The organism is Glycomyces halotolerans (assembly GCF_054779575.1).
This window is the reverse complement of sequence record NZ_BAAGXZ010000013.1, coordinates 94,174-108,797: the sequence shown is the minus strand read 5'-3', so window position 1 is coordinate 108,797 and position 14,624 is coordinate 94,174. Positions and strand designations below refer to the sequence as shown.

General features: G+C 69.6%; 12 protein-coding genes and 2 pseudogenes. 8 read left to right on the top strand and 6 right to left on the bottom strand.

All coding sequences use genetic code 11. The features are described from left to right. Positions 1 to 14: 14 nt before the first annotated feature. A complete protein-coding gene (locus ACYVL2_RS12675) occupies positions 15 to 1,391 on the top strand; it encodes a glycine--tRNA ligase (protein WP_460543789.1) in 1,377 nt (458 codons plus the stop codon). Positions 1,392 to 1,395: 4 nt separating this feature from the next. Here the strand turns inward: ACYVL2_RS12675 and ACYVL2_RS12670 are convergent, their stop codons facing one another. After that, a complete protein-coding gene (locus ACYVL2_RS12670) occupies positions 1,396 to 2,217 on the bottom strand; it encodes a hypothetical protein (RefSeq protein WP_460543787.1) in 822 nt (273 codons plus the stop codon). Positions 2,218 to 2,282: 65 nt separating this feature from the next. Between ACYVL2_RS12670 and ACYVL2_RS12665 the strand changes: the two genes are divergently transcribed. After that, complete coding sequence (locus tag ACYVL2_RS12665) at positions 2,283 to 3,374, top strand: hypothetical protein (protein WP_460543785.1); 1,092 nt, start codon at positions 2,283 to 2,285, stop codon at positions 3,372 to 3,374. A gap of 67 nt (positions 3,375 to 3,441) precedes the next feature. On the opposite strand, the gene ACYVL2_RS12660 is transcribed toward ACYVL2_RS12665, so the two are convergent. Next, positions 3,442 to 4,329 carry a hypothetical protein gene (locus tag ACYVL2_RS12660; RefSeq protein WP_460543783.1) on the bottom strand — a complete coding sequence of 296 codons (888 nt, stop codon included), beginning with the start codon at positions 4,327 to 4,329 and terminating at the stop codon, positions 3,442 to 3,444. Between the two features lie 65 nt (positions 4,330 to 4,394). Here ACYVL2_RS12660 and ACYVL2_RS12655 point away from each other — a divergent pair, with 65 nt between their 5' ends. Next, positions 4,395 to 5,522 (top strand): hypothetical protein, encoded by a 1,128-nt coding sequence (locus ACYVL2_RS12655; protein ID WP_460543781.1) that lies wholly within the window; start codon positions 4,395 to 4,397, stop codon positions 5,520 to 5,522. Between the two features lie 12 nt (positions 5,523 to 5,534). Here ACYVL2_RS12655 and ACYVL2_RS12650 read toward each other — a convergent pair whose 3' ends face one another. Further along, entirely contained in the window at positions 5,535 to 5,732 is a 198-nt protein-coding gene (locus ACYVL2_RS12650) for a hypothetical protein (RefSeq protein ID WP_460543779.1), read from the bottom strand. A 356-nt stretch (positions 5,733 to 6,088) separates the two neighbouring features. Between ACYVL2_RS12650 and ACYVL2_RS12645 the strand changes: the two are divergent. Next, positions 6,089 to 6,316 (top strand): annotated as a pseudogene (locus ACYVL2_RS12645) (type B 50S ribosomal protein L31); the annotation flags it as partial. Positions 6,317 to 6,340: 24 nt separating this feature from the next. Here ACYVL2_RS12645 and ACYVL2_RS12640 read toward each other — a convergent pair. Next, positions 6,341 to 6,514, bottom strand: a pseudogene (locus ACYVL2_RS12640) (transposase); the annotation flags it as partial. Here ACYVL2_RS12640 and ACYVL2_RS12635 point away from each other — a divergent pair. Next, the gene (locus tag ACYVL2_RS12635) at positions 6,434 to 6,961 is read left to right on the top strand and encodes an RNA-guided endonuclease InsQ/TnpB family protein (protein ID WP_460543818.1); all 528 of its coding nucleotides are present in this window, start codon (positions 6,434 to 6,436) and stop codon (positions 6,959 to 6,961) included. The pseudogene ACYVL2_RS12640 and the gene ACYVL2_RS12635 overlap by 81 nt on opposite strands. A 120-nt stretch (positions 6,962 to 7,081) precedes the next feature. Here the strand turns inward: ACYVL2_RS12635 and dusB are convergent, their stop codons facing one another. Both dusB and ACYVL2_RS12625 read right to left on the bottom strand, forming a co-directional pair. Then, positions 7,082 to 8,272, bottom strand: coding sequence for a tRNA dihydrouridine synthase DusB (dusB, locus tag ACYVL2_RS12630; protein ID WP_460543817.1), 1,191 nt, complete (start codon positions 8,270 to 8,272; stop codon positions 7,082 to 7,084). Positions 8,273 to 8,334: 62 nt separating this feature from the next. Continuing rightward, positions 8,335 to 10,632, bottom strand: coding sequence for a hypothetical protein (locus ACYVL2_RS12625; protein ID WP_460543777.1), 2,298 nt, complete (start codon positions 10,630 to 10,632; stop codon positions 8,335 to 8,337). A 227-nt stretch (positions 10,633 to 10,859) separates the two neighbouring features. Between ACYVL2_RS12625 and dnaG the strand changes: the two genes are divergently transcribed. The 3 genes from dnaG (at position 10,860) to ACYVL2_RS12610 (ending at position 14,583) form a co-directional block, all read left to right on the top strand. Beyond that, positions 10,860 to 12,725, top strand: coding sequence for a DNA primase (gene dnaG, locus ACYVL2_RS12620; protein WP_460543775.1), 1,866 nt, complete (start codon positions 10,860 to 10,862; stop codon positions 12,723 to 12,725). Positions 12,726 to 12,950: 225 nt separating this feature from the next. Continuing rightward, positions 12,951 to 13,961, top strand: a complete 1,011-nt coding sequence (locus ACYVL2_RS12615; RefSeq protein ID WP_460543773.1) for an aldo/keto reductase — start codon at positions 12,951 to 12,953, stop codon at positions 13,959 to 13,961. 310 nt (positions 13,962 to 14,271) lie between these two features. Then, entirely contained in the window at positions 14,272 to 14,583 is a 312-nt protein-coding gene (locus ACYVL2_RS12610; RefSeq protein ID WP_460543771.1) for a hypothetical protein, read from the top strand. The last annotated feature ends 41 nt before the right edge of the window (positions 14,584 to 14,624 follow it).

Below are 14,624 nucleotides of genomic sequence, written 5' to 3'. Positions count from 1 at the left end.
CGAGAGGAATCATCGTGTCCCAAGACCGTACCGACGCGCTCATCAGCCTGTCCAAACGCCGCGGCTTCGTCTTCCCCAGCTCGGAGATCTACGGAGGCACCCGCTCGGCTTGGGATTACGGACCGCTCGGCGTGGAGCTCAAGGAGAACATCCGCCGCGAGTGGTGGAACGCGATGGTCCGCAGCCGGGACGACGTGGTCGGACTCGACTCCGCCGTGGTCCTCAACCGCCAGGTCTGGGAGGCCAGCGGCCACGTCAAGGAGTTCACCGACCCGCTCACCGAGTGCCAGTCCTGCCACAAGCGCTTCCGCGCCGACCACCTCATCGAGGCCTACCAGGAAAAGCACGACGGCCGCGAGCCCGAAGGCGGCCTGGCCGACCTCGCCTGCCCGCACTGCGGCGCCCGCGGCTCCTTCACCGAGCCCCGCATGTTCAACGGCCTGATGAAGACCTTCCTGGGCCCGGTCGAGGACTCCGAGAACGAGCACTTCCTGCGCCCGGAGACCGCCCAGGGCATCTTCGTGAACTTCACCAACGTGATGACCTCGGCGCGCAAGAAGCCGCCGTTCGGCATCGCGCAGACCGGCAAGTCGTTCCGCAACGAGATCACGCCGGGGAACTTCATCTTCCGCACCCGCGAGTTCGAGCAGATGGAGATGGAGTTCTTCGTCGAGCCGGGCACCGACGAGGATTGGCACGAGTACTGGCTCCAGGAGCGCTGGAACTGGTACGTCGACCTCGGCCTGTCGGAGACGAACCTGCGGCGCTACGAGCACCCCAAGGACAAGCTCAGCCACTACTCCAAGCGCACCGTCGACATCGAGTACCGCTTCGGTTTCGGCGGCAGCGAGTTCGGCGAGCTCGAGGGCGTCGCCAACCGCACCGACTTCGACCTGTCGACGCACGCCTCCCACTCGGGCGCCGATCTGTCGTACTTCGACCAGGCCAAGGGCGAGCGCTGGACCCCGTACGTCATCGAGCCCGCGGCGGGACTGACCAGGTCGGTGCTCGCCTTCCTGCTCGAGGCCTACGACGTCGACGAGGCCCCGAACACCAAGGGCGGGGTCGACAAGCGCACCGTGATGCGGTTCGACCCGCGCCTGGCTCCCGTCAAGGCCGCGGTGCTGCCGTTGAGCCGCAACGAGAAGCTCTCGCCGAAGGCCAAGGACCTGGCCGCGGTGCTCCGCAAGCGCTGGAACGTCGACTTCGACGACGCCGGCGCCATCGGCCGCCGCTACCGCCGCGCCGACGAGATCGGCACCCCGTACTGCATCACGGTCGACTTCGACACCCTCGAGGACCAAGCCGTGACCATCCGGGACCGCGACTCGATGAAGCAGGAGCGGGTGGCGATCGACCAGGTCGAGCGCTACCTGCTCGAGCGCCTGTAGCGCCTCAGAAGTTCAGCGAGGGGCCGACTTCGATCCGGTCGAGGTCGGCCCCTTCCGGTATGAGCCGCTCGGGGACGTCCGTGTGGTGGACCGAGCGGCCCTCGAGCAGCGGCTGCGTCCACACGCCGTCGCCCGCCAGCGGCCTGAGCGTCGCCGGCATGCCGCCGACTATCTCCCCGTCCGCATCGCGGAACAGAAGCGCCGCGGTCCACGCGGTCTCGCCGGCGAACGCCTCGGTCTCGAACTCGACTCTCGTCCCGGGCGGGCTGAACAGCGGAACGGTGCCGATGAGCTCGACCGCGGGCACCGGCTCGAGATCTCTGAAGAACTCCGGCACCGAGGCGTACGAGCTCGCCTCGGTCATGCGGAGCCGCAGTTCGGGAGGCGGTCGGCTCCCGCTCAACGGGAAGTTCCCCCCCAGGTAGACGTCCTCGCCGGGAGGCAGCAGACCGAGTTGGTAGTCCGCGTGGACGATGACGTTGTTCGAGGAGAGCTCGGAAAGCACCTCGAGCGTGACGTTCGCGGGTTTGTCGCCGGTGTTCCGCAGGATCGCGCCGACCGTGCCGAGCTCCTCGCCGGTCTCGTCGGTGACCGTTCCGAAGCCGGACTCGGCGATCGCGACGTCGGCCTCGACCCACTCCGGCGGTGACTCGTCGGCTCCGCCGAGCCCCGACTGCTCGAGCTCCTCGACCGTGGAGACGCGGTCCTCCGGACCGAAGCGCCCGTAGTCGAACGCCGCCGCCAGCAGCAGCGCCGCCACCGCCAGACCGACCCAGAACGGCATCGGGGCGAGCCGGTTGACGCGCGCCGCGCTCGGCAGTGGCATGAGGGACCTTCATTCAATCGCTAGAATGAGTTGCCACGATAGCAAGCCCGAGCCGAGGAGCTGTTTTGCCCGATCCCCCAGAGCCGGGCCAGATCCGCCTCGACGTAGCGGTCGAAACCGACCGCGAGCCCGAGCCCCGCTTCCGCACGATCCGGGTACCGAACACCGCACTGGCCTTCGCGGCCGCCGTCCTGCTGCTCGCGGCCGGAACCGTCGCGGTGCTCAAATGGCACCCCTGGGGCCGGCCCGCCGCCGAGACCGCGGTCCTCGAGTTCCTGAACGCCGTCCAGAGCGGCGAGGTGGACCGGGCGCTGGAACTGGCCGAACCGGACGGCGCCGACAGGGGCCTGCTCGCCGCCGACGTCTTGGACACCCGATGGAAGATCGTCACGGTCGCGCAGGTCTCCTACCTCGAGGACGACACCGGGAACCGGAGCGCCGAGGTGTACGCCGAGATCGAGGCGTACAACGGCATGCGCGTGGGCCACCGGTACGCCGTGGAGTACGACGGCGACCAGGCCCGACTCCACCACGGCGTCGGCAGGCTCGGCCACTACTCGTCCTCCGGGCCCGGCGTCGAACTCAACGGCGTTCCGATGGACCGACTCGATCCCGCGCTCGACCTCTCGCTGCTGCCCGGACTGTACAGACTCGACCGGCCGCTGCCTGAGCCGTTCGAGGCGACCCCGACCACCGCACTCGTCCTCGGCGACCAAGTCCGGCTGGAGGACTTCCCCGTTCAGACCGACGGTCTGCAGTCGCCGGGGCTGGACGTCTCGGAATCGGGATGGGACACCGTCAACGGCCTGATCGAAGACCGTCTCGACGGCTGCGTCGACGCCCCGGTGGAACACTGCCCGTTCGCGCTGCCCGAGGACGAGCGGATCAGTGCCGCCGGAACGTGGGAGATCGCCTCCTACCCGGTCGCCGCGAAGGACCCCCACCTGTTCGCGTCCGACGGCGTCGGCTTGGTGACCAGAGTCCCCGGTGAGGTCCGCATCGAGGTGACCGTCGCCGGAGCGGACGGCCCGGAGACGATCACGATCGGCTGCGACGTCCACGTGGACGGAGGGACCGTCTCCTTCGGCGCCGAAGGCGATCTCACCCTCCAGTGGCACCCCGAGCGGACCTGCGCCTCGGCGACGGTGATCGACTGACAGTGCGCATCGGCCAAGTCGCCGCTCGGCTCAGAGCCCGTCGAAGTCAGGGCGGCCACGTTCCTCACTAGATCCCGGGACCGATCTGGATCCGGTCGAGGTCGGCGTCGGCCGGGATCATGTGCGCGGCCAGGTCGAAGTGGTGCACCGAGACGCCCTCCGGCGCCCACCGCGAGCCCTGTTCGTAGACGTTGAACGGCTCGCCGTCGACCGGGAGTCCGCCGACTATGCGGCCCTCCTCATCCCGAAACACCAGGTCGACGTTGAGGCCGGTGACGTGGCTGTACTCGGTCGGCTCGACTTCGACCTCGAACACCACGCGATGCCCCTCCGGAACCGCCAACGGGACCACCTCGACGATCCGCACCTCGGGTCGCTCGAAGTCGGCCGGGCCGAAGACCAGTTCCGCGAGCGGGTCGTCCGTATCGAACACCAGGGAGCGCGGATCCTCGAGCGCGAGGCCGAGCCGGTCGAGTTCCACTTGGTCGGGGGAGAGCGACAGGACGTGTCCGAAGTACGCTTCGGCCCCGGCCGCCATCGTGCGAGAGTCGAGGCGAGGGGGATCGGCACGACCCGTACCGGTGACCGTCAGCCGCCCCAGCGCGACCGGACCCTCCGTCGGATTGCGCAAGACCGCCCCCACGCTGATACGTTCGGTCCCTTCGGGGTCGACGATGACACCGAATCCGTACTCGACGATCTCGATCTCGGCCGGGCGCTCGGCCAGCAGCTCGTCGTAGAGGGCGCCGAAGTCCGGCAGCGCCATCTCCGCGACCTCCCGGTTCCGATCGGCCGGGTCCGGCCCGCTCTCGACCGCCGCCGCCAGCAGGACGACGGCGATCGCCAACGCCGCCGCGAACGGCAGGCGCGGCAGGTGCTCGGTCCTGCGATGCACCCGCACCGCCACGTCCCGCACCGCCGATACGGCGGCCGCTGCACGGTGCGTTGGGCGCATGGGCATCCTTCTCGGCTTCGCTAGACTCGATCTTCAAACTAGCAGCCGCACACCCGGGGGTAATGGTGTCCGATCCGCAGACACCGCCGCACGATCCGGAGATCCACATCGATCTCGACGGCGACCCCGACCCGGATCCCGAGCCGAGGCGGCGCCCGCGGATTCCCAACGCCGTCTTGGCGCTCGCCGCGGTGCTCATCACGCTCGCGGCGGGATCGGTCGCCGTATGGAAGTGGCTGCCGGCCAACCCCTCCTCCGCCGAGCACGTCGTCCGAGAATTCCTCGAGTCCGTGCGGGGCGGCGACGTCGACGCCGCGCTCGACATGATCGGCGACGTGCCGGAGGTGGACTACTTCCTCGTTCCCGAGGCCCTCGACGAGCGGTGGGAGATCGCCGAGATCGCCCAGGTCCAGTACGAGCAGAACCCTCGAACCGGGTCCATGGTGGCCAAGGTCTACGTCGAGATCGTCGCCCACGACGGCACCCGCCTGGGCAATCGGCTGACCGTGCTCTTCGAGGACGGCGAGGACGCCGTCATCGTCGGCGGCATCAGCACCGCCGAGTTCTACGCCGAAACGCTCGAATTCATCGACGTGAACGGCGTCGTCGTCGAATCCGACGAGCCGATGACCCTGCGTCTCCTGCCGGGCCTCTACGAGTTCTACCGGTCGGCACCGCCGACGCTGGAAACGGAGGAACCGCAGGTCCTGGCCCTGGGGAACCGGTCGATTCCGCTGGGGTCGCCCATGCCGCGCGAATCGCTCTCCGCGCCCTGGCCCGTGGCCAGCGACCACGGAATCGCGGCCCTCGACGAACGGGTCCGGGAGTACTTCGACGCCTGCGCCGCGGGTTCGGCCTCGGCGGGCTGCCCGTTCGCGTACCCGCCCGGGACGGGCGATGCGGTGTCCATCGCCGACGATGCCGCGTGGACGATCACGGCCTACCCCGAGGCGGCCGTCTTGCAATGGAATCTCAGCGGCGGCCGCGGATACGAGCTGGTGACGGCCCGCCCCGGCAGCGTAGAGGTCGAGGCGACCCTCGCCGAGCCGGGCGGCGGCACCCGCGAGACGACATTGAGCTGCGCCCTCTGGGTCGACGGCATGTACGGCTTCTTCGACCACGACGGCGGGGTGGAGCTGATACCGGGATCGCGGTACGACCAGCGGTGCCGGACGATGGCCGCGGTCGATTGAGGGCGGGCGTCGCTAGTCGGTGCGGACGACGCAGTCGCAGCTGATCAGAGCCGCGTCATCGCATTCGCCGGTGTGGGTGACGGAGTAGTGGACCTTGCTGACCGACGTCCACAGGGATGCTGGACTGGTCGGGATCTGGACGGTAGATGATTCGTCGGCGAGGTCCGATTCGTTCGCCTCGATCGAGGCGGTCTCCGTTTGTTGAGCCATGGGTTTCATTCACTCCTTCGTTCAACGAGCTAAACGCAGAAGATGCTCACACAGTTTCGTGACTGAGAGCAGCATCACAGCACGCTCGCCTGAACAAGGATAGCGTTTCCACTCGGAAGTCGCACGCCGATTCACGAGACGATCTCGGCCCTGACCCCTTGCCTGCCAGCGCGTCCAGCCCATATCCGGCAATCGGTGCCTGTGAGCCATATCGCCTGCTCCACGCCTGCGGCGGCCAGGACCGTCACGGCCGTCGCCCCGCCGGACGGCCGAGTTTGGCGGCGCGGCGCGGCGGGAATTTCCCCGGTTGTCGGAGGGTTGATCCGAGCCCAGGGACCACGAGGAGTGAGATCGCCATGAAACAGGACATCCACCCGGACTACCACTACGTGGTGTTCCGCGACCGGGCCGCCGACTACGCCTTCCTCACCCGTTCGACCCTCGACTCGAACGAGACGGTCGAGTGGGAGGACGGCAACACCTATCCGGTGATCGACGTGCAGATCTCGTCGGCCTCCCACCCGTTCTGGACCGGGAAGAGCCGCGTACTGGCCGAGCAGGGCCGGGTCGCGAAGTTCTACAAGAAGTACGGCCAGACCCCGAAGGAGTTACCGGTCGTTGGCGTGAAAGCCCTGTCGGATGATCGAAAGGGGAGCGCCGCCGCAGGAGGCGGCGAAGTACGACGGGGACCAGAAGTGCCCGTGCATGATCGCCCGATTGATGCGGCCGGTGAACTCGTACCGGAGTCTGCGCGCGGAGACGCCCTTGAGCGAGTTGACCAGCGTGCGCTTGCGCGCAAGGAGCAAGGCTCGAAGAACCGGGCCAAGGCCCGAGCGAAACTCGCTCGGCAGCACGCCAAGGTCGCCGATGCCCGGCGTGACTGGCACCACCAGGTATCGACGCAGATCATCCGCGACAGCCAAGCGGTGTACGTCGAAGACCTCGCGGTGTGCGGTCTCGCCCGGACCGGGCTGGCCAAGAGCGTGCACGATGCCGGATGGTCGGCGTTCGTGCACATGCTCGAATACAAAGCCGCCCTCCACGGACGCGACTTCGCGAAAGTCGACCGGTGGCTCCCGTCGAGCCAGACGTGCTCGGCCTGCGGGATCAAGGACGGACCCAAACCGCTCAGCGTCCGCGAATGGACCTGCTTCGCGTGCGGCACGTGTCATGACAGGGACGTCAACGCCGCGAGGAATATCCTGGCCGCCGGGCGGACGGACAGGTAAAACGCCTGTGGACCGCCGGTAAGACCTGGGCAGCCAGGCGCAGCGGGTCGAAGCAGGAACCCACCGAGACCCGCAGGCTTGCGGGTGGTAGGAATCCCCGGCCCGAAGGCCGGGAGGACGTCAACCGCCGGAGGTGTCGAGTTCGGCGCCCTCGGGAACCGTGCGGTCGTCGCGGTCGTCGAGCCAGCCCTCCGGCAGCGTGACTTTGCCGGGGCTGTTGGTCCGGCCGCGCGGCTTGCCGAGAGTCTGCTCGGGGAACGGCGCGTCGGCGTCGAGCTTCCCCAGCAGGTCGTCCAGCTCGGCGAGGCTGGAGACCATCGACAGGGCCCGGCGCAGCTCGCCGCCCACGGGGAAGCCCTTGAGATACCAGGCCACGTGCTTGCGGAACTCCTTGCAGCCGTGCTCCTCGGCCGAGATGTTGCGCCTCGCCTCGAACGACTCGGCGTTCGCGATCCAGTCGACCAGCAGTGACGCGTGCCTCGCCATGACCGCCGCCACCTCGCCGAGCCTGGGCAGGCGCCGGTCGTCGCGTCCGTCGAAGGCGGCCTCGAGGTCGCCGAACAGCCACGGGCGGCCCAGGCACCCGCGCCCGACCACGACCCCGTCGCATCCGGTCTGCTCGACCATGCGCAGCGCGTCGTCGGCCTCCCAGATGTCGCCGTTGCCGAGCACCGGGACCTCGAGCGCCTCCTTGAGCTTCGCGATGGCCTCCCAGTCGGCGGTGCCGGAGTAGCGTTCGGCGGCGGTGCGCCCATGAAGGGCCACCCAGGCCACGCCCGCGTCCTCGGCGATCTTTCCGGCGTCAAGATAGGTGAGGTGGTCGTCGTCGATGCCCTTGCGCATCTTCACCGTGACCGGGACGCCGGCCGGGGCGGCGGTCCGCACCGCGGCGGTGACGATCTCGCGGAACAGCTGCCGCTTCCACGGCAGCGCCGAGCCTCCGCCGCGGCGGGTCACCTTCGGCACCGGGCACCCGAAGTTGAGGTCGATGTGGTCGGCGAGGTCCTCCTCGACCACCATCTCGACCGCGCGGCGCATGCCGACGGGGTCGACGCCGTACAGCTGCAGGCTCCGGGTCTCCTCGTCGGCGTCGAACTCGATCAGCCGCATCGTCTTGGGGTTGCGCTCGACCAGCGCGGCGGTCGTGATCATCTCGCACACGTAGATTCCCGCGCCCTCTCGGCGACGCTTGCGAGCCGTAACTTGACTCTGCTCGCGGCAGAGCTTGCGGAACGGCAGGTTGGTGATACCGGCCATGGGCGCCAGCACCACCGGCGGGTCGACCGGCGCGCCGGTCGACGAGAAGCGCAGTGCGGGCCTGTCCGCGAACGAGAGCTGCTTGGTCACCGCTCGATTATTCCAGCGGTCCCGCACTACTCCAAGTCCAGCGTGACCGACGCGTCGAACGGATTGCCGGAGACGCCGTAGGAACCGCCGTAGGCGAACCCGTCGCCGCCGACCGAGCCGCCGCCGGCCAAGGTCGCCTCTCCGATGAGGTAGGAGTGCAGCGCCTGCCCGGAATAGTCGCTGACCAGCAGCACCGTGGCATTGGCCGGGTAGTCGGCGACGTCGAGGTTCGGCGTCTCGGAGGCGCACACCGGGTCGGTCAGGCGCGCGTCGCTCAGCTCCCCGGTGACCTGGCCGCCGGAGACCCAGCGGACCGTGGCGTCGCCGCGGCTGGTGACGATGAACTCGCCGCTCTGCGCGCCGAGCTCCAGGCACGTCGGGCCGGCCGCGACCTCCACCGCGTCGGCCTCGGCGAGGTCGGGGGAGTAGGTCCGGATCATGCCGTCGGCGGTGGCCACCGCGAGGGTTTCGCCGTCGGTCGCCACGTCCGCGACCTCGCCGACGTCGAGCACGTCGCCCGCGGTCGCGTCGAAGGCGAACTCGGCGCCCTCGTAGTTGCGGGCGGCGAGACCCGCCAGCGTCGAGGCGAGGTCGACGACGACGACCTGGCCCTCGGCCTGCGAGCCGATGAGGGCGTGGCCGGCGGTGGCGACGGTGTCCTGCTGCGGGGTCTCCTCGATCGTGGCGCGGCCGAGCAAGAGCGAGCCCGAGGAGTTCGACCAGGCGTCTATCGAGGTCGGGGCTGTGAACGGCAGCTCGACGGTGCCGACGGTCTCGGCGGCGCCGAAGTGGCCGGGGTTCGGCAGGCCGGGGTAGGATTCGGTCCAGCTGGACTGGTAGGAGCCGGCCTTGTCGGCCAGCGCCACGACCACGAGCGACCCGGTCTGCGACTCCGGCTGCCAGGTGGTGACCAGTGCCAGCTCGTTGCCGTCGGTGAGCGCGACGTCGGTGGGCACGTGGCCGTCCGGCAGTTGGACGCAGGTGCCGCCCTGCGCGCCGCTGATCCCGGTGGTGGCCAGGACGCCGCTGGAGAAGACGATCGCGGCGTGGGCGTTGACCTCGCCGCTCTGCTCGGGACGGGCGAGGGCGACCGGCGAACCGAGATCGCCGCCGAGGCCGCTGACGCACTCGGCGGTGGAGCCCTCCACCAGCTCGAGCTCGGGCCTGCCGTCCTCTGAGAACCGTCCGCCCGCCCTGGGTGCGAGACCGATCGCGGTGTCGTTGGCCTCCACGGCGGTGACATGGTCGATCCCGGACAGACCCGCTTCGTCGGTCACGTAGGCCAGCTGGCCCTGGACGCTGCGGTCGGCCTCGCCGAACAGGGGCTCGCCGGCCACGGCGTCGCCGCCGACCTGCGGCAGTTCTTCGGTGGCGGCGTTCTCGCCCGGGGTGCCGTAGCGCCATTCGAACCACGTCGCGGTGCCGACCGCACCGGCGAGCTCGGCGTATCGCTCGGCGGTCAGTTCGCCGGTGGCTTCGGCGGACGGTTCGCCGCCTTCGGTCTGAGTGTCCGCGTCGGCGGGCTCGTCGGCGGGCGGGCCGCCGAGCATCACGACGATGGCGATGATGAGGCCGAGGGTGATGATGCCGCCGATGCCGTAGATGGCGTAGCGGACGCCTTCGTGGGTCGGAGGCGGCGTGACGACCTTCTTCTCGGCGGGCGCCGGTTCGGCCTGCGGCGGCGCCGAGGGGGCCTCGGGCTGCGGCGCGGTCGCGCCGGGCGCGGCCCGGCGCTGGTGCGGAAGCGGCTCCGGCGGATACGACTCGCCGGGGAATCCCGGGTCCTGCCGGGCATGGGGCTGCTCGGTCTGCTGCGGAGCGGCCGGGAACGCGGCGGCCTGCTGAGCCTGGAGGCGGTCGGCCTCGTACGGCGCACCGGCGTCGGGGGCCTGCTGGGCGCCTTCCTGACCCTCGGGCGGCCAGGCGGTGTTCTGGGCGCCCCAGCCGCCTGAGCGGGCCTGCTGGGTGATCCAGTCCTGGTTCTCCGGAGGCGGCCACTGGCCGGTCATGTCCGACGGGGCCCACTCGCCCTGGGTCTGCTGCGGGGCCTCGGGTTCTTGCTGCTGCTCTTGCGGGAAGTAGTCCGTGCTCTGCGCGGGTTCGCTCGGCGCGAGGTCGGCGTAGTCGCCCGGCGTCGGCGCGGGCTGCTGCTCGTATCCCCGGAGGTTCGGGTCGGTCTCGCCCGGCGCGCCCTCTTCTTCCGGCGCGGCGGAAGGCAGATGCCCCACCCCGCGCGCTCTGATGCGGGGCGGATTGGTTGGTGTGGCCGCCGGTTCGCTGGCCGGGGGCCAGGCGGGCGGCTGCTCGGGCGATGGGTCCGGCATGATAGGCGACTCTAGCGGATTGCGCCGCCTGACCGTGAGGCGTGGTCGGGAAATGATCGACTGAGGAACATGATAGAGCGGCATACGGTCTGGAATCGCTTCGGCGTCAGGCCGTTGCGACCCGTGATAGACGTTTCTGCGGAACTCGTCTCACTGCCGTGCCGGTCGGGGCCGGCCCGTCGGTCCCGGAAGGCAGAATGGTCGAGGTCTTCGAAGTGAGGTGAGCAGTGGCGGGCCGTATCCGAGACGCCGACATCCAGCTGGTGCGCGAGCGAGTCGACATCGCCGAGGTCATCGGCGAGCGCGTCACGCTGCGCAACGCCGGTGGCGGCAACCTCAAGGGGCTGTGCCCTTTTCACGACGAGCGCTCGCCGAGCTTCAACGTCACCCCGGCTCGTGGCGTCTACCACTGCTTCGGCTGCGGTGTCGGCGGCGACGCGATCACCTTCCTCACCGAGCTGGACGGCCTCACCTTCGTCGAGGCGGTCGAGCGGCTGGCCGCCCGCGCCGGCATTAAACTGACCTATGAGGACGTCGATGGTCGGGTCCAGCGGGGCCCCACCGCGCAGCCGGGCCTCAAGCAGCGACTGCTGGAGGCCCACACCGCCGCCGCCGAGTTCTACACCGGCCGGCTGCTCGCGCCCGACGCCCAGATCGCCCGCCGTTTCCTGACCGAGCGCGGCTTCGACCGCGATGCCGCCGCGACCTTCGGCTGCGGCTACGCCCCCGACGCGTGGGACGCGCTCACCAAGCACCTGCGTTCCAAGGGATTCAACGCCGACGAGCTCACCAACGCCGGGCTCGCCAAACCCTCGCGCTCCGGCAGCCTGATCGACCGCTTCCGCCGCCGCCTGGTATGGCCCGTCCGCGACTCGTCCGGCTCGACCATCGGCTTCGGCGCTCGGAAGCTCTTCGAGGACGACCAGGGCCCCAAGTACCTCAACACCCCCGAGACCCCGCTCTATAAGAAGTCGCAGGTGCTCTACGGGATCGACCTGGCCCGGCGTGAGATCGCCAAGACCGGCCGGGTGGTCGTCGTCGAGGGGTACACCGACGTCATGGCCTGCCACCTCGCCGGGGTGCCGGTCGCCGTCGCCACCTGCGGCACCGCCTTCGGCGCGGAGCACATCCGGATCCTGCGGCGGTTCCTGTTCGACTCCGACGACGCGAACGGCCGCATCGTCTTCACCTTCGACGGCGACGAGGCCGGGCAGCGCGCCGCGCTGAAAGCCTTCGACACCGAGCAGCGGTTCGTCTCCCAGACCTACATCGCCGTCACCCCCGGTGGCCAGGACCCGTGCGAGCTGCGTCAGAACAAGGGCGATGAGGCGGTGCGCGAGCTCATCGAGCGGCACACGCCGCTGGTCCAGTTCGCCCTCGACCACGAGATCGCCAAACACGACCTGAACACCGCCGAAGGCCGCCTGCACGCGACCCGAGCGATCGCCCCGCTGCTGGCCCGCGTGAAGGACCGGGGCCTGGTGGACGAGTACATCGGCGACTACGCCGGGCGGCTCGGCAAGGACAAGGCCGAGCTGCGGCGGGCCGTCGCGGGCGCGCTCGCCGGGCAGGTGCCCGAGCAGGCCGCGCCGGGCCCTAAGCGGGTGCGAGAGGCGGACTCGACGCAGCTGCGCGCCCAGCGCGAGGTGCTCAAGTTGGCGCTGCAGCACCCGCAGATCGCCGGTCCGTACTTCGACGCCGTGGACGCCACGCCGTATACGGACCCGAACTACCGGGCGGTGCGCGAGGCCGTGGAGGCGGCCGGGGGAGCGGCGAGGGCCGCGGCCGGGCCCAACTGGATCGCCGCTGTCGCCGCGGCCTGCACCGAGCTCGCGGCTCAGGCGCTGGTGAACGAGCTGGCGGTCGAAGAACTGCGGCTCGACCATGAGCCGGACGCGGTCTACGTGCGGACGCTCCTGGCGCGCATCCAACGCCCGGTCGTGGAGGCCGAGGTCGCCGATCTCAAGGCGCGGCTGCAGCGGCTCAACCCGAGCACCGACAAAGAGGAGTACATGAGCCAGTTCGGCAAGCTCATGGCCCTCGAACAGCATGTCCGTTCCCTGCGCGACCAGGCCGCCAACGCCGTCGAGTGACCGGGGCGGAGTAACGGCCTCGCCGCGGCGGCCGGAGTACCCGTAGTGGCCGGCATGCCCTTCTCCGCGCCGATGGCGCATAGCGGGTGCGGTGGAGTCCCGGACCAATGTGGGCGGCCGCCCTCCTGTCGATCCAGTGACATGGATCACCATGGCCTTGCGTTGGAGTGCACTCCAGGTCCTAGTGTTCCGACTCAGGGCAAACAAACCATTCTGGAGGATCACATGGAATACCGCTATCTCGGACGCACGGGCATGAAGGTCAGCGAGCTGTGCCTGGGCGCCATGCACTTCGGCGAAGCCACCGATGAGCAGTCCGCCCACCGGATCCTGGACGCCTTCACCGAGGCCGGCGGCACCTTCATCGACACCGCCGACGCCTACGGCCGGGGCGTCTCCGAGTCCATCCTGGGCTCATGGCTGAAGGGCCGGGACCGGGACCAGCTGGTCGTCGCCACCAAGGTGTACGGCCGGATGGACGAGGGCCCCAACGACACCGGGCTCAGCCGCAAGCACATCCTCTCCGCGGTCGAAGCCAGCCTGCGCCGCCTGCAGACCGACTACATCGACGTCTACTACACGCACGTCTTCGACGACGCCGCTCCGCTGGAAGAGGTGCTGTCGGCACTCGACGTCCTGGTGACCTCGGGGAAGGTCCGCTACCTCGGCGCCAGCAACGTCACCGGTTGGCAGCTGCAGAAGGCCGTCGACCTCTCGCAGGCCCATGGCTGGGCCCGCTACGAGGCGCTGCAGCCGCTGTACAACCTCATCGACCGGGAGACCGAGTGGGAGCTGATGGCGGTGTGCCGGAACGAGGGCATCGGCGTCATGCCGTGGAGCCCGCTGAAGGCCGGTTGGCTGTCGGGGCGCATCGCCCGCGGAACGGAGGCCCCGCCCGCCGGCTCCCGAGTCGCGGACGGAGGAAGTTGGGAGGAGATGTCCACCGATGAACGGGTCTTGCGGATCCTTGACGCCGTTCACGCCGTGGCCGCCGAGGCCGGCAAGACGGTGCCGCAGGTGGCGCTCCGCTGGCTGCTCCACTCGGACCCCGTCACCGCGCCGATCATCGGTCCTCGCACCATGGACCACTTGACCGACAACCTCGGTGCCACCGGCTGGGACCTGACCGACGAGCAGCTCACCACCCTCACCGAGGCCAGCGAGAAACCGAAGGTCTACCCCTACGACGTGCTCGACCGGTTCATCCGCCGCGACGCGCACACCGGAGCGCGCTAGCCTCCACCCTTCGCGCGGGGCTGAGGGACACCGCCTGGTCCAAAGCCGTGTCTCACGGCCGGCGGATCCGCCCCAGCACCGGACCGTTGCAATCGTCGACGGTCCGCCGGATCGACAATGACCAGGCCGGTTGGCCCGAACAGTCCCCCCGTGAGCCCGAGACCGCCTACATCAGCCGAGCCCCGAAAGACCCGCAGACCTGAAGACGTGTCCAGCGCCGACGCCACCGCGGTGCCAGCGTGTCTTCACCGGGCTGCCGGCGGTGGGCGGTCTCGGGTTCTTCCGTGACCGGCGCAGTCTCCCCGTATCGGTGCCGTTCGGGCAGGGCATGTCGGTCGGCAGCCCGCTCACGGCATTGAACCACCGCGCTCGCTCGACGCGGTCCGCTTCCCCCGAACTTCGGCAACCGCCATCAAGAAGGTGTGTCGAGGCGGTTTTGCTTCGACATATATCTATTTATACTTTCAGTATTCGCGAACAAGGCGGATACCTGCTGTTCAGCGAGCCCGGACCGACCACGCTGGAGGCCGAGGCGCGGGAGCCGCAGCCCGACACCGCCGAAGTCGAGGTGATCGCCGACGACGTGATCGAAGCCGATTTCGCCCTGACCGGCCGAGGCTGAACCGGACGGAGCGAAGCCGCCCGCGCAGGACGCGGGCGGCT

Excerpts from the sequence above, each read along its gene's own strand:
- ACYVL2_RS12650 (WP_460543779.1), bottom strand. The coding sequence starts at position 5,732 with ATGGCTCAACAAACGGAGACCGCCTCGATCGAGGCGAACGAATCGGAC.
- ACYVL2_RS12660 (WP_460543783.1), bottom strand. The coding sequence starts at position 4,329 with ATGCGCCCAACGCACCGTGCAGCGGCCGCCGTATCGGCGGTGCGGGAC.
- ACYVL2_RS12615 (WP_460543773.1), top strand. The coding sequence starts at position 12,951 with ATGGAATACCGCTATCTCGGACGCACGGGCATGAAGGTCAGCGAGCTG.
- ACYVL2_RS12625 (WP_460543777.1), bottom strand. The coding sequence starts at position 10,632 with ATGCCGGACCCATCGCCCGAGCAGCCGCCCGCCTGGCCCCCGGCCAGC.
- ACYVL2_RS12670 (WP_460543787.1), bottom strand. The coding sequence starts at position 2,217 with ATGCCACTGCCGAGCGCGGCGCGCGTCAACCGGCTCGCCCCGATGCCG.